The following is a 24,959-nucleotide window of genomic DNA, read 5'->3' as shown; positions in this document are numbered from 1 at the left end:
TCCTGTCCATAACGGAGCACCCACTACATGACAACCGCAACGACCGACAAGGCACCCAAGCAGGTCGCCGTCAACGACATCGGATCTGCTGAGGACTTTCTTGCCGCGGTCGAAAAGACGCTGAAGTTCTTCAACGACGGAGACCTGATCGAAGGCACCGTCGTCAAGATCGACCGCGACGAGGTCCTCCTCGACGTCGGTTACAAGACCGAGGGCGTCATCCCCTCGCGCGAACTCTCCATCAAGCACGACGTCGACCCCACCGAGGTCGTCGAGGTCGGCGACACCGTCGAGGCTCTCGTTCTCCAGAAGGAGGACAAGGAGGGTCGCCTCATCCTGTCCAAGAAGCGTGCGCAGTACGAGCGCGCCTGGGGCGATGTGGAGAAGATCAAGGAGGCCGACGGTGTCGTCACCGGTACGGTGATCGAGGTCGTCAAGGGCGGCCTGATCGTCGACATCGGCCTGCGTGGCTTCCTGCCCGCGTCGCTCATCGAGCTGCGCCGCGTCCGCGACCTCACCCCGTACCTGGGTCAGGAGATCGAGGCCAAGATCCTCGAGCTCGACAAGAACCGCAACAACGTGGTGCTCTCGCGCCGCGCGCTGCTGGAGCAGACCCAGTCCGAGTCCCGCACCACGTTCCTCAACAACCTGCACAAGGGCCAGGTCCGCAAGGGCGTCGTCTCGTCGATCGTCAACTTCGGTGCGTTCGTCGACCTCGGCGGCGTCGACGGTCTCGTCCACGTGTCGGAGCTGTCCTGGAAGCACATCGAGCACGCCTCCGAGGTCGTCGAGGTGGGCCAGGAGGTCACCGTCGAGATCCTCGAGGTCGACCTCGACCGCGAGCGCGTCTCCCTGTCGCTGAAGGCGACGCAGGAGGACCCGTGGCAGGTCTTCGCCCGCACCCACGCGATCGGTCAGGTCGCACCGGGCAAGGTCACCAAGCTCGTCCCGTTCGGTGCGTTCGTCCGCGTCGCGGACGGCATCGAGGGCCTCGTGCACATCTCCGAGCTGTCCGGCAAGCACGTCGAGCTGGCCGAGCAGGTCGTCTCGGTGGGCGACGAGGTGTTCGTCAAGGTCATCGACATCGACCTGGAGCGCCGCCGCATCTCGCTGTCGCTCAAGCAGGCGAACGAGGGCGTCGACCCGGAGGGCACCGAGTTCGACCCGGCGCTCTACGGCATGGTCACCGAGTACGACGACCAGGGCAACTACAAGTACCCGGAGGGCTTCGACCCGGAGACCAACGAGTGGAAGGAAGGCTTCGAGGCGCAGCGCGACGAGTGGGAGCAGCAGTACGCTGCGGCCCAGGCGCGCTGGGAGGCGCACAAGCGCCAGGTCGCCAAGGGCCTCGAGGAGGCTGCCGCCGACAGCGGTTCGTCCTCGTACTCCTCCGACTCCGGCGCCGGCGGAACGCTCGCCGACGACGAGTCGCTCGCGGCTCTGCGCGAGAAGCTCAGCTCCAACTCCTGAGCATCCTCTCTCAGAAGCGGCCGGTCCTTCGGGGCCGGCCGCTTCGGCGTTCCCGGGGGAGCGGACCGAGCCGCGACTGCAGCGACTGCGGCGGTTCGTCACGACTGCCGCGCGTCGCGCAGGCGCAGACGTGACGCGGCACCGCAGTCGCTCCCGCGGGCGGCGGGGGACGAGCGGGGGACGGGGTGCGGATAGGCTGGGCGCGTGCAGCTGATCGGACTCACCGGGGGGATCGCCTCCGGCAAATCGACCATCGCCTCCCGCCTCGCCTCGCACGGCGCCGTCGTCGTCGACGCCGACCGCATCGCGCGCGAAGTGGTCGAGCCCGGGACGCCGGCGCTGGCGGAGATCGCCCGCCGCTTCGGCGACTCCGTGATCGCCGCGGACGGCAGCCTCGACCGTCCGGCGCTCGGCGCGATCGTGTTCGGCGACCCCGCCGCGCTGCAGGACCTCAACGCGATCACCCACCCCGCCGTGCTGCAGGCCTCGACCGCGCGCTTCCGTGCCGCCGCCGAGGCGGACCCGGACGCGATCGTCGTCTACGACGTCCCGCTGCTGGTCGAGTCGGCGAACGAGTACCCGTTCGACCGCATCGTCGTCGCGCACGCCGACGCGGCGACCCGCATCCACCGCCTCGTCACCCTGCGCGGGATGGACGAGGGGGAGGCGGAGCGCCGCATCCGCTCGCAGGCGTCCGACGACCAGCGGCTGGCCGTCGCCGACGTCGTGATCGACACCGGTGGCACGCTGGAGCACACGCTGGAGCAGGTGGATGCGCTCTGGGAGGAGCTGCGCGGCACCGCACGGTGACGCCCGTTCCGCTGTGAGCGAGAGCCGGCCGAAGTGTCGGTGGTCCTTCCTAGACTGGAGACATGCTTCCCACGCGCTCCGTCCGTCCCTTCGAGGTCGTCAGCGAGTACAGCCCGAGCGGTGACCAGCCGCAGGCGATCGCCGAACTCGCCGGGCGCATCAACGCCGGCGAGACGGATGTGGTGCTGCTCGGCGCGACCGGTACCGGAAAGTCGGCGACGACCGCCTGGCTGATCGAGCAGGTGCAGCGCCCGACGCTGGTGCTGGCGCACAACAAGACGCTGGCGGCGCAGCTGGCCAACGAGTTCCGCGAGCTGCTGCCCAACAACGCCGTCGAGTACTTCGTCTCGTACTACGACTACTACCAGCCCGAGGCATACGTGCCGCAGACGGATACCTTCATCGAGAAGGACAGCTCGATCAACGCCGAGGTCGAGCGTCTCCGGCACTCGACCACGAACTCGCTCCTCAGCCGTCGCGACGTGGTCGTCGTGTCTACCGTGTCCTGCATCTACGGCCTCGGTGCGGCCGAGGAGTACCTGGAGGCCATGGTCGCGCTCCAGGTCGGCCAGAACGTGGGGCGGGATGCGCTGATCCGCCGCTTCGTCAACATGCAGTACGAGCGCAACGACGTCGACTTCTCGCGCGGCAAGTTCCGCGTGCGCGGCGACACGATCGAGATCATCCCCGTCTACGAGGAGCACGCGATCCGGATCGAGCTGTTCGGCGACGAGATCGAGGCGCTCTACTCGCTGCACCCGCTGACGGGCAACGTGATCACGAAGATGGATGCGGTGTCCGTCTTCCCGGCGACGCACTACGCCGCGAGCCCGGCCACCATGCAGCGCGCGATCGGCACCATCCAAGAGGAGCTGCACGAGCGCCTCCAGGAGCTGGAGCGCGAGGGCAAGCTGCTCGAGGCGCAGCGGCTGCGGATGCGCACCCAGTTCGACCTGGAGATGATGGAGCAGATCGGCTTCTGCTCCGGCATCGAGAACTACTCGCGCCACATCGACGGCCGCGCCCCGGGCGAGGCGCCGCACTGCCTGCTCGACTACTTCCCAGACGACTTCCTCGTGGTGATCGACGAGTCGCACGTCACCGTGCCGCAGATCGGAGCCATGTACGAGGGCGACGCGTCGCGCAAGCGCACCCTGGTGGAGCACGGCTTCCGCCTGCCCAGCGCGCTCGACAACCGTCCGCTCAAGTGGAACGAGTTCAAGGACCGCGTCGGCCAGACCGTCTACCTCTCCGCGACCCCCGGCAAGTACGAGCTGGGCATCGCCGACGGCGTGGTCGAGCAGATCATCCGCCCGACCGGCCTGATCGACCCGGAGATCGTCGTCAAGCCGACGAAGGGGCAGATCGACGACCTGCTCGAGGAGATCCGGCTCCGGGTGGAGCGCGACGAGCGCGTCCTCGTCACCACGCTCACCAAGAAGATGGCGGAGGAGCTCACCGACTTCCTGGCGGAGGCGGGCGTCCGGGTGCGCTACCTGCACTCCGACGTCGACACGCTGCGGCGCGTCGAACTCCTCTCCGAGCTGCGGGCCGGCGTCTACGACGTCCTCGTCGGCATCAACCTGCTGCGTGAGGGACTCGACCTCCCGGAGGTGTCGCTGGTCGCCATCCTCGACGCCGACAAGGAGGGCTTCCTCCGGTCGTCGACCTCGCTGGTGCAGACCATCGGCCGTGCCGCCCGAAACGTCTCGGGCCAGGTGCACATGTACGCCGACGTGCTCACGGACTCCATGAAGAACGCGATCGAGGAGACCGACCGTCGCCGCGAGAAGCAGATCGAGTACAACCGGGTCAACGGCATCGACCCTCAGCCGCTGCGCAAGCGCATCGCCGACATCACGGACGTGCTCGCTCGCGAGGAGGCCGACACGGCACGGATGCTGGCCGGCCGCGAGCAGAAGCGGAAGAGCCCGACGCCCAACCTGCGCAACGGCGGCATCGCCGCGCAGGGTGCCGCGGAGCTCGAGGGGCTGATCGCGGACCTCAACCAGCAGATGCTGGCGGCCGCGGGCGAGCTCAAGTTCGAGCTGGCCGCACGGCTGCGCGACGAGCTCTCCGACCTGAAGCGCGACCTGCGGCAGATGGAGAAGGCCGGCCACCTGGGCTGAGCGCCCGTCCCCGAAGTGCACGCTGTTGCGCGGCCGCACCGCGTGTCGACCGCAACGACGTGCACCTCGCCGCGCCGGCCGCGCCCGGCTACGCGCGCATCCCTTCTCGCTGAGGTGCACGTTGTTGTATGCCCAAGCGGCGTGTCGACCGCAACTGCGTGCACCTCGCCGCTGCGGTAGTGGCCGGCGGCCCTCGAGTCGTGAGTGGATGTCGCAACTCCCGCGCGATTCGCGCATCTACTCACGACTCGGGCGCCCGTCAGGCGCCAGCACCGCACCGGGCGCACGCGCGCATCCCTTCTCGCTGAGGTGCACGTTGTTGTGTGCCCGAGCGGCGTGTCGACCGCAACAACGTGCACCTCGGCGCGCGGCGCATGCGGCCGCGCCCTCGAGTGGTGAGTGGATGTCGCAACTCGCGCGAGATTCGCGCACCTTCTCACGACTCGGGCGCCCGTCAGGCGCTGGCGCCGGGCACTTCCTCGGATTCGTACGACCGGTGGCGAGCGCGCGCTACGGTGGCAGGGTGGCTTCGACGGGGACGGGACAGCGGCGGTGGACGCTCGCCGTGTGCGCCGTGCTGGTCGGGATCGCCGTGGTGGCCGTCGCGTTCCAAGGGGTTCCCGCCTTCACCGGGCCGCGGGTGTTCCTTCCGCCGGGACCGGTGGTGACAGACCGGCCGGAGCAGAACTTGACCGGGACCCCCGAACCGCAGCGGCCCCAGCAGCAGCTCCGCATCGACCTCTCCTGGCTGCTCGTCGCCCTCATCGTGCTCGCCGTGATCGTCGCGCTGGCCATCCTGTGGCGGTACCGCCGGCGAAGCCGCCCGGCGCCCGATCTGCCCTCGCTGGCCGGGCTGGCCGAGACGGAGCTGTCGGCACCCGCGCCCGAGCCCACCGCCGAACCGGAGCCCGAGCACGTCCGCCGCGGCCTCGACCGCGCGAGTGCGGAGCTCGCGGCGCCGCGCGAGCCCCGCGACGCCATCGAACGCGCCTGGCTGGGGCTGGAGGAGGGCGCCGCCGACTCGGGCGTCCAGCGCCTGCCCGCCGAGACGCCCGCCGAGTTCGCCTCCCGGGTCGTCGCACGGGTGGCGGCCGATCGGGACGCGGCCCAGCGGTTCCTCGGACTCTACGTCCGCGCCCGGTTCAGCACGGCACCGGTGACCGATGCCGACGTGGCCGCGGCCCGGGACGCGGTCGCGGCGCTCCGCGCATCCTGGAGCACCACATCCCCGGGCACCACGGCGGGGCGGCGCCGATGAGCGCGCGACGCGGCGGAGGGCGGGTGAGCACCCGCCGCCGCCTCCCACCGCGGATGCTGCGCCGCCTGATCCTGTCCGCGCTCCTCGGCATCGCGCTCGGCGCCGCCGCCTGGTATCTCGGCATGGATGCGCCGCACGCCATCGGTCTGGGCGCCGCGGCGTTCGCCCTGTGCGCCTGCCTCTCCGCGCTCGGCGAGGCCGCCGACGTGGTCTGGGCCGTGCCGGCTCCCGAGCCTCGACCCGGCGCCCGGCGCGACCTGGTGCAGCTGGGCTGGTCCCTCGGCTCCCGTGGTGGCCGCGCATCACCGGAGGGAGTGCGCCGGGTGCGCTCCGTCGCCGAGCGTGCGCTGTCCCTCCAGGGCCTCGACCTCGAGGACCGCACCGCCGACGAGCGGCTCGAGGGCCTGCTCGGCGCCGACGGCCTCCGGCTGCTGCGACGGGGGACCGGGGTCGCACCGCCGCGCACCGCCGAGGTCGCAGCGGTGCTCGCTCGCCTGGAGGCGCTGGCCGCCTCCGTCGACCCGCAGATCGCCGCCCCGCCGATCGCCGCCCCGCCGATCGCCGCCCCGCCGTCCGCCGCCCCGCCGTCCGCCGCCCCGCCGAACGCCCGACCCCGCGGCGCCTCCACGACACCCGCACCCACCCACAAGGAGCCGCACCGTGCCCGCTGACCCGAGCATCCCCGCCCCGAACTCCACCCCACCCGCCGACGCGGCCCCGGTCGCCGCTCTCCCCGTCCCCGAGGTCGCCCGGCTCGGCTCCGAGGTGCTCGACCGCGTGTCCACGGTGGTCGTCGGGATGCGCGACCCGCTCCGGATCGCCTTCGCGACCATCCTCGCCGGCGGGCACGTGCTCTTCGAGGACGTTCCCGGTCTCGGCAAGACGCTCGCCGCCCGCAGCATCGCCGCGGCCGTCGGCCTCGACTTCCGCCGGCTGCAGTGCACGCCCGACCTGCTGCCGTCCGACATCACCGGCTCGTTCGTGTACGTGCCGCGGACCTCTGAGTTCGAGTTCCGCCCGGGTCCCGTCTTCACGGGCCTCTTCCTCGCGGACGAGATCAACCGCACGTCGCCGAAGACGCAGTCCGCGCTGCTGGAGGCGATGGCGGAGGGCCAGGTCTCGGTGGAGGGCCGAAGCTTCCCGCTCCCCACGCCCTTCCACGTGGTGGCCACGGCCAACCCGATCGAGTCGGAGGGCACGTACGCATTGCCAGAGGCGCAGCTCGACCGCTTCATGGTCCGGCTGAGCGTCGGCTACCCGGATGAGGCGGGGGAGTCGCGCGTCCTGCTGGCCCGGGTGGCCCGGCGCCATGAGGTGGCGACGGTGGAGCCCGTGATCGACGCCGCCACGCTGTCCGCGATGCAGGCCGGGGTGGAGGCGGTGGATGTCGACCCGGACATCGCCGACTACTGCGTCCGGCTGGCCGCCGCGACCCGCCGCCACCGCTCGGTGGAGGTCGGCGCGTCCCCCCGCGGCTCGCAGGGCCTCCTCCTCGTCGCCCGCGCCCTGGCCGTGCTCGACGGCCGGGACTTCGTGCTCCCCGACGATGTGAAGGCCGTTGCCGTGCCCGTCCTCGCGCACCGGCTCACGCTGACGGTCCAGGCGTGGACCAGCGGCGTGGGCGCGGAGCAGGTGGTCATCGAGGTCGTCAACAGCGTGGCCGGACCGCCGGCGGTGGGCGCCGCGCAGCGCGCGGAGGCGGCGCGCGGATGACCGGCACCGGGGAGCCGCGCCGATGACCGACCGCGGCCCGACGCGTGGCGTCACTCGGACGACGACCGGATGGACGCTGAGCCCCGCCCTCGCCGGAGCCGTGATCGTCGGCGTGCTGGCCGTCGTGGCCTCGTTCGTCATGTCCCGGGTGGAGCCCGCGCTGGTGGGCGCCCCGCTGCTGCTGACCGCCGCTCTCGGCTGGGACCGGCGCCCGTCGCCGTCCGCGAAGGGGCGACCGGGCGAGGTGACCGTGAGCGCGGACATCACGGTCGACGAAACGGCCGTGGCCGGTGACCCCGGCCCCGCCGCCCCCGCCGCCGCCCCGCCGCAGGCGACCCTCCGCATCCACACGGACGCCACCCAGCGCCCCGACGCCCTGCAGCTCCGCCTCGCACTGGGCGGGAGCGCGCCGGTGGATGCGATCCTCACCCCGTCCGGCGCCGCCGACGCGTCGGGCACGGTGCCGCTCGTGCACTCCGGCCCGCAGCGGCTGGGCGCCGTTGGCGTCCGCGCGATCGGCCCCGACGCCGCGTGGGTGAGCGACCCGGGGGAGGAGGCGGCGGTCGAGCGGGTGATCCGCCCGCGGCGCGCGCCCGTCCGGACGTTGCCGCTGCCCGCCCGACTGCTCGGCCTCACCGGGCAGCACATCTCGACCCGGCCCGGGGACGGCGGCGAGTTCCGCGACATCGACCTGTTCCATCCGGGTGACCGGCTGCGCCGCATCGACTGGCGCGCCACCGCGCGCGCCGGCCGCGACGGCGAGTTGTATGTGCGCCGCACGACCGCGACCTCCGACGCCGCCGTCCACCTCGTGGTGGACGCCCGCGACGACCTGACGGGCGTGGTCGCGGACTGGTCGCGCGCCTATCCACGGCCCGCCGTCTCGTCACTCGACCTGGCGCGCGAGGCCGCGTCGTCGCTGGCGGCGGCGTACGCGGCGGCCGGTGACCGCGTCGGCTTCGACGACCTGGGGGAGTACGGGCGTGTGCTGCCGCCGCGCGCCGGCGCGCGCCACCGGGAGCGCGTGCTGCGCGCCATCGACCTCACCCGGGCGACCGGCACGGCGTTCCAGCGCGTCCGTTCGCCCCGTCTGTCGCCGGGCGCGCTGGTGTACGTCCTTGGGACGTTCCTCGACGACCAGCCCGCGACGCTGGCCCTCACCTGGCGCGCGGCCGGGCACCGGGTGATCGCGGTGGATGTGCTCCCGGCGCGCGATCCGGGCGACCTGGCCCCGCGCGACGTGCTGGCGCTGCGGACCATCGAGCTCGAGCGCCGGCTGCGGCTCGACCAGCTGCAGGGCGGAGGCGTCGAACTGCTGCGCTGGCAGGACCCGGCGGCGCGCGAGGCGGCCCTCCGCGCGCTGACCGCGGGACGGAGACGCCGATGAGCGCGGCGCGCGACCACGACGCCCTCTCGGGCACCGTCCCCGGCTGGTCGCTGCGCGCGCTCTTCGCGGCGATCGGGCTGGTGCTCGTCTTCGTCGGGGTTCCGGACGGCCCGTGGACCGCCATCGCCGCCCTCCTGATCGGCGTCGCGGTATGGCGGCCGCGCTGGCTGACGGCGTGGGTGGTCATCGGGGTGCTGATGCTGTCCGCCCTGGTGGAGCCCGGGACGTTCACCCCGCGGCTGCTCGGGCTCATCGCGGGCGTGCACGCGCTGCACCTCGTCGCCGCCTGGATGCTCGTCGTCCCGGCCGCCGCCCGGCTGCAGCCCGCCGTGCTGCTGCCGTCGCTGAGACGGTTCGTCCTCGTCCAGCTCCCGGTGCAGGCGGCGGCCGTGCTGCTCCTGCTGCCGGGCGCCCGAGCGTCCGTCCCCGCTCTGGCGATCCTCTCCGGGATCGCGCTGGCCGGGCTGGTCGGGATGTTCGTCCCGCCGCTGCTCCGGCGGCCGCGGAGGACGGACCAGCGATGAATGTCGGAGGTCGCGCTTAGACTCCGGCGTGCGGGAGAGCCGCATCCCGGGCAGGATAGAATCGAACAGACGTTCGACGGCTCGGGCGTGGTGCGCGGTGGGCGAACAGCCCCCGGAATCCCAGCATGGATGGCGGAGAATAGAGCGAGTGAGCAGCGGGCGAGTGAACAGCGAACGAGTCGGGGACGACCGCACCAGGGGCGAGGTGGGATCGATTAGCAGAGTGACGACGGGCTCGCACCTCAGCGTGCGCGGAGCACGGGTGCACAACCTCCACAACGTCGACCTGGAGATCCCGCGCGACTCCATGGTCGTCTTCACCGGCCTCTCGGGGTCGGGCAAGTCGTCGCTGGCGTTCGACACGATCTTCGCGGAGGGGCAGCGCCGCTACGTGGAGTCGCTGTCCGCCTACGCGCGGCAGTTCCTCGGCCAGGTCGACCGGCCGGACGTCGACTTCATCGAGGGCCTGAGCCCTGCGGTGTCGATCGACCAGAAGTCGACGAACCGCAACCCCCGTTCGACGGTCGGGACGATCACCGAGATCTACGACTACATGCGTCTGCTCTGGGCGCGCATCGGCGTACCGCACTGCCCGATCTGCGGTGAGCGCATCCAGCGCCAGACCGTGCAGCAGATCGCGGACCAGCTCATGGAGCTCGAGCCCGGCACGCGCTACATGGTCGTCAGCCCCGTCGTGTCGCAGAAGAAGGGCGAGTTCGTCGACCTCTTCAAGGAGCTCGCCGCGAGCGGCTACTCGCGTGCGCTGGTCGACGGCGAGCAGATCCAGCTCTCCGACCCGCCGACGCTGAAAAAGCAGTACAAGCACGACATCTCGGTCGTGGTCGACCGCCTCGTGGCCGGCCCCGACATCCTGGGCCGCCTCACCGACTCGCTCGAGACCGCGCTCCGCCTCACCGACGGTCTCGTGCAGGTCAACTACGTCGACCGCGAGGGCTCGGCCGCGTGGCAGAACTTCAGCGAGAAGCTGTCGTGCCCGAACGGCCACCCGATCCAGCTCACCGAGATCGAGCCGCGGACGTTCTCCTTCAACGCGCCGTTCGGCGCCTGCCCGGAGTGCTCCGGTCTCGGAACCCGCATGTCGGTCGATGACGAGCTGCTGCTCGGCGACGACGAGCTCAGCATCGCCGAGGGCGTCATCGTCCCGTGGACCACGCAGGGCAAGGGCCTCTTCAACTACTACGAGAAGCTGCTCGACGGTCTCGCCCGCGACCTCAAGTTCTCGCTCAAGACGCCGTGGAAGAAGCTCCCGGAGAATGTCCGCGACGCGGTGCTGCACGGCGACAACTTCGAGGTCAAGGTGCGGTGGAAGAACCGCTACGGCCGCGAGATGTCGTACACCTCGGGCTTCGAGGGCGTCGTGCCCTACATCGAGCGCCAGTACCTGCAGGCCGAGACCGACACGCAGCGCGCCCGCTGGGCCGAGTACCTGCGCGAGGTTCCGTGCCCCGTGTGCGGCGGCAAGCGACTCAAGCCCGAGGTGCTCGCGGTCCTCGTGCACGGCAAGAGCATCGCGGACGCGTCCCTGCTCAGCCTGAGCGACGCGCGCGCGTTCATGGAGAAGCTGCACCTGACCGAGCGCGAGCAGAAGATCGGCGCGCAGGTGCTGCGCGAGATCAAGATCCGCCTCGACTTCCTCATCCAGGTGGGCCTGAGCTACCTCGACCTGGCGCGCGCGGCGGGCACCCTCTCCGGTGGAGAGGCCCAGCGCATCCGCCTGGCGACGCAGATCGGTTCCGGCCTGACGGGGGTGCTCTACGTGCTCGACGAGCCGAGCATCGGCCTGCACCAGCGCGACAACCGACGCCTCATCGACACGCTGGTCGCCCTGCGCGACCTGGGCAACACCCTGATCGTGGTCGAGCACGACGAGGACACCATCCGGACCGCCGACTGGATCGTCGACATCGGCCCGGGCGCCGGCGTCAACGGCGGCCACGTCGTCCACTCCGGCTCGTACGACGACCTGCTCAAGAACACCGAATCGCTCACCGGCGACTACCTCGCCGGCCGCCGCGAGATCGCGATCCCGGCGAAGCGCCGCAAGATCGACAAGAAGCGGGTGATCCGGGTCGTGGATGCGGAGGCCAACAACCTGAAGAAGGTTACGGTCGACTTCCCGCTCGGCGCGTTCGTGGCGGTCACCGGCGTTTCGGGATCCGGCAAGTCCTCGCTGGTCAACGACATCCTGTACCGGGTGATGGCCAACAAGCTCAACGGCGCCCGTAAGGTGCCGGGCAAGCACCGCTCGGTGACCGGCCTCGAGAACCTCGACAAGGTCGTGCACGTCGACCAGGCGCCGATCGGCCGCACCCCGCGATCCAACCCGGCGACCTACACGGGCGTCTTCGACCGCATCCGGACGCTGTTCGCCGAGACGCCGGAGGCGAAGACCCGCGGCTACCTGCCCGGCCGGTTCAGCTTCAACGTCAAGGGCGGCCGCTGCGAGGCCTGCTCAGGCGACGGCACGATCAAGATCGAGATGAACTTCCTGCCCGATGTCTACGTCGCGTGCGAGGTGTGCGGGGGAGCGCGGTACAACCGCGACACGCTCTCCGTGCACTACAAGGGCAAGAACATCGCCGAGGTGCTCGACATGCCGATCAGCGAGGCGGCCGAGTTCTTCAAGCCGATCTCGGCCATCCACCGCTACCTGCAGACGCTCGTCGACGTCGGGCTCGGCTACGTCCGCCTCGGGCAGAGTGCGACCACGCTGTCGGGCGGCGAGGCGCAGCGTGTCAAGCTCGCGACCGAGCTGCAGCGCCGCTCCAACGGCCGCAGCGTGTACGTGCTCGACGAGCCGACCACGGGTCTGCACTTCGAGGACGTGCGGAAGCTCCTGCTGGTGCTGAACGGCCTGCTCGACAAGGGCAACACCGTCATCGTCATCGAGCACAACCTCGACGTGATCAAGTCGGCCGACTGGATCATCGACATGGGTCCCGAGGGCGGCGCGGGCGGCGGAGAGGTCATCGCGACCGGCACCCCGGAGCAGGTGGCCGAGGCGCCGGGCAGCCACACGGGCTTCTTCCTCAAGGAGATCCTGCAGGGCGAGTCGGCCCGGGGCGCCGCGTAGCACCGTGGCCGACACCGTCAGCTACCGGCCGAAGGCCGGCGAGATCCCGACCCAGCCGGGGGTGTACCGGTTCCGCGACAAGAACCGGCGCGTGCTCTACGTGGGCAAGGCGAAGAACCTGCGCGCGCGGCTGAGCAACTACTTCCAGCCGCTCCGCAGCCTCCACGAGCGCACGCGCCGCATGGTCACCACGGCGTCCAGCGTCGAGTGGACGGTCGTCGGCACCGAGTACGAGGCGCTCCAGCTCGAGTACACGTGGATCAAGGAGTTCAACCCGCCCTTCAACGTCAAGTTCCGCGACGACAAGACGTACCCGTACCTCGCCGTCACCCTCGGCGACCGTGTCCCGCGCGTGATGATCACCCGCAACCGCAACATCAAGGATGCGCGCTACTTCGGGCCGTACACGAAGGTCTGGGCCATCCGCGAGACGGTCGACCTGATGCTCAAGGCGTTCCCGATGCGCAGCTGCTCGGACGGCGTGTACCGCCGCGCCGAGCTGACGGGCCGGCCGTGCCTGCTCGGCGACATCGGCAAGTGCGCCGCGCCGTGCGTCGGCCGCATCACGCCGGAGGACCACAAGTCCCTCGCCATCGACTTCGCCTCCTTCATGGCGGGCAACGACAGCGGATACCTGCGCGACCTGACGGACAAGATGAAGCAGGCCGCCAGCACGATGGATTACGAGGCCGCCGCCCGGCACCGTGACGCCATCCAGGCGCTGGAGGGCGTGCTCGGCAAGAGCGCGGTCGTGCTCACCGAGAGCGTGGACGCGGACGTGTTCGGCATCGCCCACGACGAGCTGGCCGCGGCGGTCACCCAGTTCATCGTCCGCGGCGGCCGCGTGCGCGGTGTCCGCAGCTGGGTGGTCGACAAGGAGCTCGACGTCGGCCTGGGCGAGCTGGTCGAGACGGTCGTGCAGAACGCCTACGACGGGCCGGACGCGCCGCCGCGCGAGATCCTCGTCCCGGAGCTGCCGGAGGACACGGCCGAGCTGGAGCAGTGGCTCACCCAGCGCCGCCGCGAGACGCCCGATCCGTCGGCGCCCCGCGGCCGGCTGACCGGCCGCGTCGAGCTGCGCACCGCGCAGCGCGGCGAGAAGGCGGCCCTCGCGCAGACGGTCGAGATGAACGCGAAGAACGCGCTCGTGCTCTACAAGACCCGGCGCAGCTCCGACTTCGTCGCCCGCTCGCAAGCGCTCAACGACATCCAGGACGCCCTCGGCATGGCCGACGCCCCGCTCCGGATGGAGTGCTACGACGTCTCCCATCTCAGCGGCACGAACATCGTCGCCTCGATGGTGGTGTTCGAGGACGGGCTGCCGCGGAAGGACCAGTACCGGCGTTTCAGCATCCCCGAGTCGACCGACGACACCGAGTCGATCTACCAGGTGATCTCGCGCCGTCTGGCCTACCTCAAGGAGACGCCGGCACCTGCGGACCCGGCTGCCGACGCGCTCGACGAGGAGACCGCGCTCGACGCCGAGGGCGCGGCCGGTGCCGACGAGGTGGTGGATGCCGCCGAGCGCCGTCGCCGCAAGTTCTCGTATCCGCCGAACCTGCTGATCGTCGACGGTGGCCAGCCGCAGGTCGCGGCGGCCAAGCGCGCGCTCGACGAGTCGGGCGTGACGGGCATCCAGCTGGCCGGCATCGCGAAGCGGCTGGAGGAGATCTGGCTGCCCGACTCCGACTTCCCGGTCATCCTGCCGCGCAACAGCGACGCCCTGTTCCTCATCCAGCGCCTCCGCGACGAGGCGCACCGCTTCGCGATCACCTACCAGCGGGCGCGCCGCAAGCGCGACATCGGGACGGTGCTGGGGGAGATCCCCGGGCTCGGCCCGTCGCGGGTGAAGGAGCTGCTGAAGCACTTCGGCTCGGTCGCCCAGCTCCGGAAGGCGACGCCCGAGCAGATCGCGGAGGTGCGCGGCGTGGGCCCACGGCTCGCCGCGGCCGTCTACGAGCGGCTGACGGATACGGCGCGCAGCGACGACCAGGCGGCGGAGGCGCAGCCGGAAGGCGGGCGGGAGGCCGGCGTCAGTCGCTAGGCTGGGTGCACACAGGAGCAGCGGAGGAGACCGGTCGATGGCCACCGACGGCGACACAGTCGCAAGCGCCGAGCAGCAGGAAGTGCTCATCGTCACCGGGATGTCGGGCGCCGGGCGCTCGACCGTCGCGAACGCCCTGGAGGACCTCGACTGGTACGTCGTCGACAACCTCCCGCCACAGATGCTGCGCCCGCTGATCGAACTCGCCAACCGTGCGGAGTCGGGGCTTCCGCGCATCGCGGCGGTGGTCGACGTGCGCGGCCGCAACTTCTTCGTCGACCTGCGCGAGATGATCCAGAGCCTGCGCGAGGGCACCAAGGTGCGCGTCCTGTTCCTCGAGGCGTCCGACGCCGTGCTGGTGCGCCGCTTCGAGCAGGTGCGCCGCCCGCATCCGCTGCAGGGTGACGGCACGATCCTCGACGGCATCTCGGCCGAGCGGACGCGGCTCCGCGAGATCCGCGAGGCGAGCGACATCATCGTCGACACCTCCGACCTCAACATCCACCAGCTGGCGACGAACATCACGGACACCTTCGCCGCGGAGGACGCTGCCGGCGTGCAGGTGACCGTGATGAGCTTCGGGTTCAAGTACGGTCTGCCCGCCGACGCGGACCTCGTCGCCGACGCCCGGTTCCTCCCGAACCCGTTCTGGAACGCCGAACTGCGGCCGCACACCGGCCTCGAGGAGGTCGTCCGCGACTACGTCCTCACCCGCGACGGGGCCGAGGAGTTCATCTCCGGCTACGTCTCGGCGCTGCGCCCGATCATGGCGGGCTACCAGCGTGAGAACAAACGGCACGCGATGATCGCGATAGGCTGCACTGGCGGAAAACACCGGTCCGTCGCGATTGCGGAAGAGCTCGCGGCACGGTTGCGCAGTTTCCCCGGTCTCGCGGTGAACACCAAACACCGAGACCTCGGCCGTGAATGATCCCGGCCCATCCATCCACGGCACCACCCCCGCCTTGAGACAGTAAGGAATCCGATTGGCTCTCACCTCCGACGTCAAGGACGAGCTCACGAAGGTCGAGGTCAGCAAGACCACGGTCCGCGCTGCAGAACTGGCCACCATCCTCCGGTTCTCGGGCGGACTGCACCTGATCGGCGGGCGCATCGCGGTGGAGAGCGAGCTGGACACGCCCGAACTCGCCCGCCGGGTGCGCAAAGACCTCGCGGAGCTCTACGGGGTCCGCAGCGAGGTGTCCGTGATCTCCGCGTCCGGGGTGCGCCGCACCAGCCAGTACCTGGTGCGCGTGCTCGACGGCGGCGAGACGCTCGCCCGCCAGACGGGCCTGCTGGATGCGCGCCGCCGGCCGATCCGCGGCCTCCCGAACCGCCTGACCACGGGCTCCCGCGACGAGCTCGCCGCCGTCTGGCGCGGCGCGTTCCTCGCGAACGGCTCGCTGACCGATCCCGGCCGCTCCGCCGCGCTCGAGGTGACCTGCCCGGGCAACGAGGCCGCGATGGCGCTCGTCGGCGCCGCCGGCCGCCTCGGCATCGCCGCGAAGGCCCGCGAGGTGCGCGGCGTGCACCGCGTGGTCATCCGCGACGGCGAGGCCATCAGCGCGATGCTCGTCGCCATGGGCGCCGCGCAGACGGTCGCGAACTGGGAGGAGCTGCGGCAGCGCCGCGAGGTCCGCGCCAACGCGAACCGGCTCGTGAACTTCGACGATGCCAACCTGCGCCGGTCCGCGCAGGCCGCCGTCGCCGCCTGCGCCCGCGTCGAGCGCGCGCTCGAGATCCTCGGCCCGGAGGTGCCCGAGCACCTGCGCTACGCGGGCGAGCTGCGCCTCGCACATCGCGACGCCAGCCTCGACGAGCTCGGCCACCACGCCGACCCGCCGATGACCAAGGATGCGGTCGCCGGCCGCATCCGCCGCCTGCTGGCCATGGCCGACAAGCGGGCGAGCGACCTGGGCATCCCCGGCACCGAAGCGAGCCTCCCGGCCGATCTCGACGAGGTGTAACTTCGGGAGGGGACTTGGGGCCGCAGGAAGCATCCGCGGGCCGCTCGGGTTGCTGTAAACGACTCGACGAGTCGCTCGAATCACAACAACAGTGGAGATGAGTAATGGCTGACTACACGCTGCCGGACCTTCCGTACGACTACTCGGCCCTCGAGCCGAACATCAGCGGCCGGATCATGGAGCTGCACCACGACAAGCACCACAAGACCTACGTGGACGGCGCCAACACCGCGCTGGCGAAGCTCGCGGAGGCCCGCGACGCCGACGACCTGACCTACGTCAACAAGCTCGAGAAGGACCTGGCGTTCAACCTCGCCGGCCACGTCAACCACACCGTGTTCTGGAACAACCTCTCCCCGGACGGCGGCGACAAGCCGGTCGGCGAGCTGGCGGCCGCGATCGACGAGTTCTTCGGCTCGTTCGACAAGTTCCGCGCCCACTTCACGGCGTCGGCGCTCGGCATCCAGGGCTCCGGATGGTCGATCCTCGCCTGGGACTCGCTGGGCCAGAAGCTCATCATCGAGCAGCTGTACGACCACCAGGGCAACCTCGCCGCGGCCACCGTCCCGCTGCTCATGCTCGACATGTGGGAGCACGCCTTCTACCTCGACTACGTCAACGTGAAGGCCGACTACGTCAAGGCGTTCTGGAACATCACCAACTGGTCCGACGTCAACGACCGCTTCCTCCGGGCGCGCGAGAAGACCGCGGGTCTGCTGCTACTGTCGTAATCAGGCCGGCGTCCCGGGAGGATGCCTCCCGGGACGCCGTCGTCCGCAACAACCACCCACCACAGTGCGCCGTGCGGCGCCCATCGAGTAACTGGAGACATCTGTGTCCGTAAAGATCGGAATCAACGGGTTCGGTCGCATTGGTCGGAACTACCTGCGCGCGGCCCTCGCCAAGGGCAGCGACCTCGAGGTCGTCGCTGTGAACGACCTCACCGACAACAAGACGCTGGCGCACCTGCTGAAGTACGACTCCATCACGGGCCGGCTGGACGCCACCGTGGAGCTCGACGGCGACAACATCGTCGTCAACGGCAACCCGATCAAGGTCCTCGCGGAGCGCGACCCCGCCAACCTCGGCTGGGGCGACCTGGGCGTCGACATCGTGATCGAGTCGACCGGCCGCTTCACCAAGGCCGACGACGCGCGGAAGCACATCGAGGCCGGCGCCAAGAAGGTCATCATCTCGGCCCCCGCCACCGGCGAGGACGCCACCTTCGTCATGGGCGTGAACGAGCACCTGTACGACCCGGCGTCGCACAACATCATCTCCAACGCCTCCTGCACCACGAACTGCCTCGCGCCGCTCGCCAAGGTCTTCAACGACGAGTTCGGCATCGAGCGCGGACTCATGACCACGGTCCACGCGTACACCGCCGACCAGAACCTGCAGGACGGCCCGCACTCCGACCTGCGCCGCGCCCGCGCCGCCGCGATCAACATCGTCCCGACCTCCACCGGCGCCGCGAAGGCCATCGGCCTGGTGCTCCCGGAGCTGAAGGGCAAGCTCGACGGCTTCGCGCTCCGCGTCCCGGTCCCCACCGGCTCCATCACCGACCTCACCGTCACGGCCTCGCGCCCGGTCACGGTCGACGAGGTGAAGGCCGCCTACAAGAAGGCCGCCGAGGGTCCGCTCAAGGGCATCCTGAAGTACACCGAGGACGAGATCGTCTCCAGCGACATCGTCTCCGACCCGCACTCCTCGATCTTCGACTCGGGTCTGCTGCGCGTCATCGGCGACCAGGTCAAGCTGTCGAGCTGGTACGACAACGAGTGGGGCTACTCCAACCGTCTCGTCGACCTCACCGAGTACGTGGCCGAGCGCCTCTAAGCACAGGGAACCGACGTGACGCTCCGCACACTCGACGCACTCGGTTCGCTCGCCGGCAAGCGCGTCATCGTCCGCTGTGATCTGAACGTGCCTCTCGAGGGCACGAAGATCACGGACGATGGCCGTGTGCGAGCGTCGATTCCCACCCTCAACGCCCTGATCAACCAGGGCGCGAAGGTGATCGTCATCTCCCACCTGGGCCGCCCCGATGGCGCGCCCGACGCGAAGTACAGCCTGGCGCCGGTGGCCCAGCGGCTCTCCGAGCTGCTGGGTCAGCCGGTGACCTTCGCCCAGGACACGGTCGGCGGCGGCGCGCAGACGGCCGTCGACGGGCTGAAGGACGGCGACGTCGCCCTGCTCGAGAACCTCCGGTTCAACCCGGGGGAGACCGCGAAGGACGAGGGCGAGCGCCGTGCCTTCGCCGAGAAGCTGGCCGCTTTCGGCGACGCCTTCGTCTCGGACGGTTTCGGTGTCGTGCACCGCAAGCAGGCGAGCGTCTACGAGCTCGCCCAGCTGCTGCCGAGCGCCGCCGGGACGCTGATCCAGGCCGAGCTCGAGGTGCTCGACCGGCTGACCGAGAACCCGGAGCGTCCGTACGCGGTCGTGCTCGGCGGCTCGAAGGTCTCCGACAAGCTCGGCGTCATCGGCCACCTGCTGCCGAAGGTGAACTCGCTGCTCATCGGCGGCGGGATGCTGTTCACCTTCCTCGCGGCCAAGGGCCTCAAGGTCGGCTCCAGCCTCCTCGAAGCCGACCAGATCGACACCGTGAAGGGCTACCTGGCGAAGGCCGAGGAGCTCGGCGTCGAGCTGGCGCTCCCGCGCGACGTCGTCGTGGCCTCGAAGTTCGGCGCCGACGCGGAGCACGTGGTGCGCCCGGTCGACGCGATCGAGGACACCGACTGGGGCGAGAAGGGCCTCGGGCTCGACATCGGCCCGGAGACGGCGGAGCTGTTCTCCGAGTACGTGCGCGGTGCCAAGACGGTGTTCTGGAACGGCCCGATGGGCGTGTTCGAGCTCGCGCCGTTCGCAGCGGGTACCAAGGCGGTCGCCCAGGCGCTCACCGAGGTCGACGGCCTGAGCGTCGTCGGCGGCGGCGACTCGGCCGCGGCCGTGCGTGCGCTCGGCTTCCGCGACGACCAGTTCGGTCACATCTCGACGGGCGGAGGCGCGAGCCTCGAGTTCCTCGAGGGCAAGCGACTCCCCGGACTGGAGGTCCTCGGATGGCAGCAGTGAGCCCCACGGTGCGGCGCGTCCCGCTCATCGCCGGCAACTGGAAGATGAACCTGGACCACCTCCAGGCGATCGCCTTCGTGCAGAAGCTGGCGTGGACGCTGAAGGACGCGAACCACGACTTCTCCGCGGTGGAGGTGGCGGTCTTCCCGCCGTTCACCGACCTGCGCAGCGTGCAGACGCTGATCTCTGCGGACAAGCTGCCGCTCGCCTTCGGCGGGCAGGACGTCTCGGAGCACGAGTCCGGCGCGTACACCGGCGAGATCTCGGCCGCCTTCCTCGAGGCGCTCGAGACGCGCTACGTGATCATCGGCCACTCCGAGCGGCGCACGCTGCACGGCGAGACCGACGAGCAGGTGGCCGGCAAGGTGGCGGCGGCAGTGAAGCACAACATCGCGCCGATCATCTGCGTGGGCGAGACGGCGGAGGACCTCGAGGTGCACGGCGCGAGCGCCGTCCCCGTGGCCCAGCTCCGTGCCGCGCTCGCCCGGGTGGACTCCGCGGCCGACATCGTCGTGGCGTACGAGCCGGTCTGGGCCATCGGCTCCGGCCAGGCCGCCACGCCCGAGCAGGCGGAGCAGGTCGCCGCGGCGCTGCGCGGCGTGATCGCCGAGGTGCTCGGCCACGACGTCGCGGCCAAGACGCGCATCCTGTACGGCGGATCCGTGAAGTCCGGCAACATCGCGGGCTTCATGCGCGAGCCGAACGTCGACGGCGCACTCGTGGGCGGCGCCAGCCTCGACGTGAACGAGTTCGCGGCCATCGTCCGGTATCAGAAGCACGTCGGTCTCTGATTGGCGCCGCAGGTTATACTGAACGTTGGCTTTCCCCGGGCCCGGCCCGGTCGCTTCCCGAAAGGTTCCCCGTGCTCATTCTCCAGGTCGTCCTGCAGGTGCTGCTGGGCATCACCAGCCTGCTGCTGACGCTGCTCATCCTCCTGCACAAGGGTCGCGGTGGCGGTCTGTCCGACATGTTCGGCGGCGGCGTCACGTCCAACCTCGGTGCGTCCGGCGTCGCCGAGCGCAACCTCAACAGGATCACCGTCATCCTCGGGCTCATCTGGATCACCTGCATCGTCGTGCTGGGCCTGATCACCAAGTTCAGCGCGTAAGCGCGTCACTGTAGAAGGAGAACAGCATGGCTTCCGGAGGCAGTGCAATCCGCGGCTCGCGCGTCGGCGCGGGTCCCATGGGCGAGCAGGACCGCGGTTTCCACGCGGACCGCATCGCCGTGTCCTACTGGGATGCGCTCGGCAACGAGACCGTCCGGTACTTCGCGGCGAACCTGCCCGAAGAGGAGATCCCCGACGTCATCGACTCGCCGTCGACCGGTCTGCCGGCCGGGCGCGACAAGGAGAACCCGCCGTCGGTGGCGAAGACCGAGCCGTACAAGACGCACCTCGCGTACGTGAAGGAGCGCCGCAGCGAGGAGGAGGCCGAGCAGCTGCTCGAAGACGCCCTCAACCAGCTGCGCGCCCGACGGGGTCGCCCCACCAGCAACTGAGCGTTCGCGCCGGAAGGCCGTCCACCGCGAGGTGGGCGGCCTTCGTCGTTGCCCCCGCCCCCGTCTGCACGATTTGTGCCAAATCGTGGTTATCGCGCCGCCATAACCACGATTTGGCACAAATCTCCGAGCGCGGGGGCGGCTACACTGCGAGTCAAGCAGGAGGTGGGGGATGCGCGGAGCACGGGACGACCGGGCGGACACGCCGCGCGCCCTCGGCCACGAGGTCGGCCGGCTGAGCCTGCTGGCGCTGCTGGAGGAGGCCGTCACAGCCGCCGAGAGGGCCGACGTGCTCCTCGCCCGATGCGACGACATCGACGTGACGACGGCGGCGGATGCGCGGCTCGCCCTACGGCTGCGCGTCGCGTTCGCCGATCTGCAGCGCTGGGCGGACGACCTCGAGCTCGACGGCAGGGAGGCCGAGCTCCGGGACGAGGCGGCCCGGCTCTGTGCGTTCTACCTGCACCTGCTGACGCACGCGTTCGACCGGCGCATCGCCTCGGCCGGCCACGACCGCCGCACCATCCGCAGCCGCGGACCGCTGACCGGCGCGCCCTGCGCGCGGCTCGCGCTCCTGCGAGACCGCCTGCGCTCCCTCAGCGCCGACTGACCAACCCCGGATACGCGACTGCGGCCGCCCGTCACGTCTGCTGCGCGGCGCGCAGGCGCAGACGTGACGAACGACCGCAGTCAGTCCCCACAGGGGACGGGGTCAGTAGCTCGGCGCGATGAGGTTCTCGGGCACGTCGACCGCCGCTTCCTTGTCCACGAAGAACACGGTGCGCTTGCGGCCCTTGGCGCCCGCGACCGGCACCTCGGTGTAGCTGGCGCCGGCGAGGGCGAGGCCGAGGGCGCTCGCCTTGTCGCTGCCCGCCAGCACGAGCCAGATGCGGTCGGAGGAGTTGATCACCGGGCGGGTGAGGCTGAGCCGCTCGGGCGGAGGCTTCGGCGAGTTGCGCTCGGCGATCACCGACAGCTTCTCCTCGCGGATGCCCGCGCGGTCCGGGAACAGCGACGCGATGTGGCCGTCCGGGCCGACGCCGAGGAACGTGATGTCGAACTTCGGCACCGGCCAGCCCTCGGCTCCGAACGCCTCGAGCTCGGCCGCGTACACGCGGGCGGCCTCGTCGATGTCCGGGATCTCGTCCGACGACGGGAAGGGGTGCACGTTCTCCGGCGGCACCGCGATGTGGTCCAGCAGGGCCTCGCGGGCCTGGCGCTCGTTCCGGTCGGGGCTGTCCCGCGGCACGAACCGCTCGTCACCCCACCAGAAGTGCACCTTCGACCAGTCGATGGTGTCGCGGGCGGGGGAGGCGTTGACCGCCTCCAGCACCGCGATGCCCATCGTGCCGCCGGTCAGCGCGATGTTCGCGCGGCCGAGGTCGTCGAGGATGTCGATCGTCTTGGTGAGGAAACGCGCGGCCACCGATGCGGTCAGCGCCTCCTTGTCCGGGTGGACGAGCACCCGCCGTTCGTTCGTCATGCCCTGGCGCCTGCTCCTTCGTCGGAGGTCTCCAGCAGTGCGAGACCCTTCGTGATCACCTCGCCGTAGAGGTCGTCCGGGTCCAGCCTACGCAGTTCCTCAGCCAGGCAGTCACGCAGACTGCGGCGTGGCAGGGAGAGGTCGTGCGACGGCTGGCCCGGCTGCGACAGGCGGGCGACGTTCGGGATCTCGCGTTCCAGCTCGATGACGCCGCTGGCGCGCTCCATCTTGACGCCGTGGATGCCGCCGGAGCCGATCGCGCGCGACGCGAGGTCGTACTGCACCGGCACCTGCAGCTGCAGGCGCAGCCACGCGGCGAGCAGGAGGGTCGACGGGGAGTCGGCCGCGCCGGCCACATCCACGCCCGTAATGGGCTCGTACGGCGGCTGGTCGAGCACCGCGGCGAGCTGGGCGCGCCACAGCGTGAGCCGGGTCCACGCGAAGTCCGTGTCGCCCGGGGCGTAGGTCTCGCCGAGGTGGAACAGGAACTCCTGCGGGTTCGGCTGCGCCGACGCGTCGGTGATCCGCCGGGTCGCGATGCGGCCGAGCGGCGAGGTGGAGGCCTTCTCCGGCGCGATGCCGGGCCACCAGACCACGACGGGCGCGTCGGGGAGCAGCAGGCCGGTGACCAGCCCCTCCTCGTCGCTCGCCGTCTCGCCGTAGGCGCGCAGCACGATGACCTCGCTGGCGCCCGCGTCTCCGCCGACGCGGATCTGCGCGTCGAGGCGCGCGTCGCTCGCCTTGTGGTCGCGGTGCTCCTCGGTCGACACCACGATGACGCGCATCGGGTGCTCGCGGGAGGCGTCGTTGGCGGCCTCGATGGCCTCCTCCTCCTGCCCGAGGTGGGTGGCGATGATCAGGGTCAGCACGCGCCCGAGGGCGACGGCGCCGCCCTCCTCACGGATCTTGACCAGCGCCTTCGAGATGTTGCTGACGCTCGTCGCGGGAAGATCGACGATCATGGACGCCTCCAAACGCGGCCGTCACGGGCGAGGAGCTCGTCGGCCGACTTCGGGCCCCAGGTTCCGGGGCGGTACTGCTCGGGCTGGCCCTGCGTGGCCCAGAAGTCCTCGATCGGGTCGAGGATCTTCCAGGACAGCTCGACCTCCTCGTGCCGGGGGAACAGCGGCGGGTCGCCGAGCAGCACATCCAGGATGAGCCGCTCGTACGCCTCGGGGCTGGCCTCGGTGAAGGCGTGGCCGTAGCCGAAGTCCATGCTGACGTCGCGCACCTGCATGCCGGCGCCGGGGACCTTCGAGCCGAAGCGGATGGTCACACCCTCGTCGGGCTGCACGCGGATGACGAGCGCGTTCTGGCCGAGCGCGCTGGTCTGCGACTCCGCGAAGAGCTGCTGCGGGGCGCGCTTGAACACGACCGCGATCTCGGTGACGCGACGGCCCAGGCGCTTGCCCGCACGCAGGTAGAACGGCACGCCGGCCCAGCGGCGGGTCCCGATCTCCAGCTTGATGGCCGCGTAGGTCTCCGTGGTGGAGTGGGGGTTCATCCCGTCCTCCTCCAGGAAGCCGACGACCTTCTCGCCGCCCTGCCAGCCGCTGCCGTACTGGCCGCGGGCGGTCGAGGTCGCCAGGTCCTTCGGCAGCCGCACGGCGGCGAGCACCTTCTCCTTCTCGGCGCGAAGGTCCGCGGCGTTGAACGAGATGGGCTCCTCCATCGCGGTGAGCGCGAGGAGCTGCAGGAGGTGGTTCTGGATGACGTCGCGCGCCGCACCGATGCCGTCGTAGTACCCGGCCCGGCCGCCCACGCCGATGTCCTCGGCCATGGTGATCTGCACGTGGTCGACGTAGTTGGCGTTCCAGATCGGCTCGTACAGCTCGTTCGCGAAGCGCAGCGCCAGGATGTTCTGGACCGTCTCCTTGCCGAGGTAGTGGTCGATGCGGAACACCGAGTCCGGCGGGAACACCGTCTCGACGACCGCGTTCAGCTCGCGCGCCGACTGCAGGTCGTGCCCGAACGGCTTCTCGATCACGACCCGCCGCCAGCCCTCTCCGGACTGGTCGGCGAGCCCCGAGCGCTTCAGCTGCTCGGTGACGATCGGGAAGGCCTTCGGCGGGATGGACAGGTAGAACGCGTGGTTGCCCATGGTGCCGCGCTCCACGTCCAGCTGCTCGACGGTCTCCTTGAGGCGCTGGAACGCCTCGTCGTCGTCGAACTCTCCCGGGACGAACCGGATGCCCTGCGCCAGCTGCTGCCACACGTCGTCGTCGAACGGCGTGCGTGCGTACTGCTTGACCGCGTCGTAGACGACCTTCTCGAAGTCCTGGTCCTCCCAGTCGCGCCGGGCGAAGCCGACGAGGGAGAACCCGGGCGGCAGCAGGCCGCGGTTCGCGAGGTCGTACACCGCGGGCATCAGCTTCTTGCGGGACAGGTCGCCCGTCACGCCGAAGATGATGAGGCTGCTGGGCCCCGCGATGCGGTTGAGGCGGCGGTCGGAGGGCAACCGCAGCGGGTTGAACTCCGGGGTGATCTCCACCGGTGACAAGTGTTGGT

The 24,959-nt window shown here is 70.6% G+C and carries 22 protein-coding genes; 19 read left to right on the top strand and 3 right to left on the bottom strand.

Features of this window, described 5'->3' with window-relative positions; all coding sequences use genetic code 11:
• Positions 1 to 27: 27 nt before the first annotated feature.
• The 19 genes from rpsA (at position 28) to J2W45_RS04885 (ending at position 21,578) form a co-directional block, all read left to right on the top strand.
• The gene (gene rpsA / locus J2W45_RS04975; RefSeq protein WP_310129508.1) at positions 28 to 1,470 is read left to right on the top strand and encodes a 30S ribosomal protein S1; all 1,443 of its coding nucleotides are present in this window, start codon (positions 28 to 30) and stop codon (positions 1,468 to 1,470) included.
• Between the two features lie 204 nt (positions 1,471 to 1,674).
• Positions 1,675 to 2,280 carry a dephospho-CoA kinase gene (gene coaE, locus J2W45_RS04970; protein WP_310129506.1) on the top strand — a complete coding sequence of 202 codons (606 nt, stop codon included), beginning with the start codon at positions 1,675 to 1,677 and terminating at the stop codon, positions 2,278 to 2,280.
• Positions 2,281 to 2,342: 62 nt separating this feature from the next.
• Positions 2,343 to 4,409 carry an excinuclease ABC subunit UvrB gene (gene uvrB / locus J2W45_RS04965; protein WP_310129504.1) on the top strand — a complete coding sequence of 689 codons (2,067 nt, stop codon included), beginning with the start codon at positions 2,343 to 2,345 and terminating at the stop codon, positions 4,407 to 4,409.
• A 523-nt stretch (positions 4,410 to 4,932) separates the two neighbouring features.
• Positions 4,933 to 5,667: a DUF4129 domain-containing protein gene (locus tag J2W45_RS04960; protein WP_310129502.1), complete on the top strand. Its 735-nt coding sequence runs from the start codon at positions 4,933 to 4,935 to the stop codon at positions 5,665 to 5,667.
• Positions 5,664 to 6,338 carry a hypothetical protein gene (locus J2W45_RS04955; RefSeq protein ID WP_310129500.1) on the top strand — a complete coding sequence of 225 codons (675 nt, stop codon included), beginning with the start codon at positions 5,664 to 5,666 and terminating at the stop codon, positions 6,336 to 6,338. The genes J2W45_RS04960 and J2W45_RS04955 overlap by 4 nt, the downstream gene beginning before the upstream one ends.
• Positions 6,328 to 7,380, top strand: a complete 1,053-nt coding sequence (locus J2W45_RS04950; RefSeq protein WP_396427063.1) for an AAA family ATPase — start codon at positions 6,328 to 6,330, stop codon at positions 7,378 to 7,380. The genes J2W45_RS04955 and J2W45_RS04950 overlap by 11 nt, the downstream gene beginning before the upstream one ends.
• 22 nt (positions 7,381 to 7,402) lie before the next feature.
• Complete coding sequence (locus J2W45_RS04945; protein ID WP_310129497.1) at positions 7,403 to 8,767, top strand: DUF58 domain-containing protein; 1,365 nt, start codon at positions 7,403 to 7,405, stop codon at positions 8,765 to 8,767.
• Entirely contained in the window at positions 8,764 to 9,291 is a 528-nt protein-coding gene (locus J2W45_RS04940) for a hypothetical protein (RefSeq protein WP_310129495.1), read from the top strand. Before J2W45_RS04945 ends, J2W45_RS04940 begins: the two co-directional genes overlap by 4 nt.
• A gap of 223 nt (positions 9,292 to 9,514) precedes the next feature.
• A complete protein-coding gene (gene uvrA, locus J2W45_RS04935; protein ID WP_310129493.1) occupies positions 9,515 to 12,385 on the top strand; it encodes an excinuclease ABC subunit UvrA in 2,871 nt (956 codons plus the stop codon).
• A 4-nt stretch (positions 12,386 to 12,389) separates the two neighbouring features.
• Positions 12,390 to 14,429: an excinuclease ABC subunit UvrC gene (uvrC, locus tag J2W45_RS04930; RefSeq protein WP_310129492.1), complete on the top strand. Its 2,040-nt coding sequence runs from the start codon at positions 12,390 to 12,392 to the stop codon at positions 14,427 to 14,429.
• Positions 14,430 to 14,466: 37 nt separating this feature from the next.
• Positions 14,467 to 15,360 (top strand): RNase adapter RapZ, encoded by an 894-nt coding sequence (gene rapZ, locus J2W45_RS04925; RefSeq protein WP_310129490.1) that lies wholly within the window; start codon positions 14,467 to 14,469, stop codon positions 15,358 to 15,360.
• A gap of 55 nt (positions 15,361 to 15,415) precedes the next feature.
• Positions 15,416 to 16,396: a DNA-binding protein WhiA gene (gene whiA, locus J2W45_RS04920; RefSeq protein ID WP_310129487.1), complete on the top strand. Its 981-nt coding sequence runs from the start codon at positions 15,416 to 15,418 to the stop codon at positions 16,394 to 16,396.
• Between the two features lie 104 nt (positions 16,397 to 16,500).
• Entirely contained in the window at positions 16,501 to 17,127 is a 627-nt protein-coding gene (locus J2W45_RS04915) for a superoxide dismutase (protein WP_121261116.1), read from the top strand.
• 103 nt (positions 17,128 to 17,230) lie between these two features.
• Positions 17,231 to 18,235, top strand: coding sequence for a type I glyceraldehyde-3-phosphate dehydrogenase (gene gap, locus J2W45_RS04910; RefSeq protein WP_309859882.1), 1,005 nt, complete (start codon positions 17,231 to 17,233; stop codon positions 18,233 to 18,235).
• Between the two features lie 15 nt (positions 18,236 to 18,250).
• Entirely contained in the window at positions 18,251 to 19,468 is a 1,218-nt protein-coding gene (locus tag J2W45_RS04905) for a phosphoglycerate kinase (RefSeq protein WP_310129483.1), read from the top strand.
• On the top strand, positions 19,456 to 20,259 hold the full coding sequence (tpiA, locus tag J2W45_RS04900; protein ID WP_396427062.1) for a triose-phosphate isomerase: 804 nt from the start codon (positions 19,456 to 19,458) through the stop codon (positions 20,257 to 20,259). Before J2W45_RS04905 ends, tpiA begins: the two co-directional genes overlap by 13 nt.
• 71 nt (positions 20,260 to 20,330) lie before the next feature.
• Positions 20,331 to 20,576: a preprotein translocase subunit SecG gene (secG, locus tag J2W45_RS04895; RefSeq protein WP_018191139.1), complete on the top strand. Its 246-nt coding sequence runs from the start codon at positions 20,331 to 20,333 to the stop codon at positions 20,574 to 20,576.
• Between the two features lie 26 nt (positions 20,577 to 20,602).
• Positions 20,603 to 20,968, top strand: a complete 366-nt coding sequence (locus tag J2W45_RS04890) for an RNA polymerase-binding protein RbpA (protein ID WP_310129478.1) — start codon at positions 20,603 to 20,605, stop codon at positions 20,966 to 20,968.
• Between the two features lie 172 nt (positions 20,969 to 21,140).
• The gene (locus J2W45_RS04885) at positions 21,141 to 21,578 is read left to right on the top strand and encodes a hypothetical protein (RefSeq protein ID WP_310129476.1); all 438 of its coding nucleotides are present in this window, start codon (positions 21,141 to 21,143) and stop codon (positions 21,576 to 21,578) included.
• A 102-nt stretch (positions 21,579 to 21,680) separates the two neighbouring features.
• Here the strand turns inward: J2W45_RS04885 and pgl are convergent, their stop codons facing one another.
• From pgl to zwf, 3 genes are read right to left on the bottom strand one after another with little or no spacing between them, the layout of a single operon-like run.
• Positions 21,681 to 22,451 (bottom strand): 6-phosphogluconolactonase, encoded by a 771-nt coding sequence (pgl, locus tag J2W45_RS04880; protein WP_310129475.1) that lies wholly within the window; start codon positions 22,449 to 22,451, stop codon positions 21,681 to 21,683.
• Positions 22,448 to 23,413 carry a glucose-6-phosphate dehydrogenase assembly protein OpcA gene (locus J2W45_RS04875; protein WP_310129474.1) on the bottom strand — a complete coding sequence of 322 codons (966 nt, stop codon included), beginning with the start codon at positions 23,411 to 23,413 and terminating at the stop codon, positions 22,448 to 22,450. Before J2W45_RS04875 ends, pgl begins: the two co-directional genes overlap by 4 nt.
• On the bottom strand, positions 23,410 to 24,951 hold the full coding sequence (gene zwf / locus J2W45_RS04870; protein ID WP_310129472.1) for a glucose-6-phosphate dehydrogenase: 1,542 nt from the start codon (positions 24,949 to 24,951) through the stop codon (positions 23,410 to 23,412). The genes J2W45_RS04875 and zwf overlap by 4 nt, the downstream gene beginning before the upstream one ends.
• Between the last annotated feature and the right edge of the window lie 8 nt (positions 24,952 to 24,959).

Source organism: Leifsonia shinshuensis (genome assembly GCF_031456835.1).
Classification (GTDB): domain Bacteria; phylum Actinomycetota; class Actinomycetes; order Actinomycetales; family Microbacteriaceae; genus Leifsonia; species Leifsonia shinshuensis_C.
The sequence above is the reverse complement of the archived record's forward strand: the minus strand, read 5'-3'. Positions and strand labels throughout refer to the sequence as shown.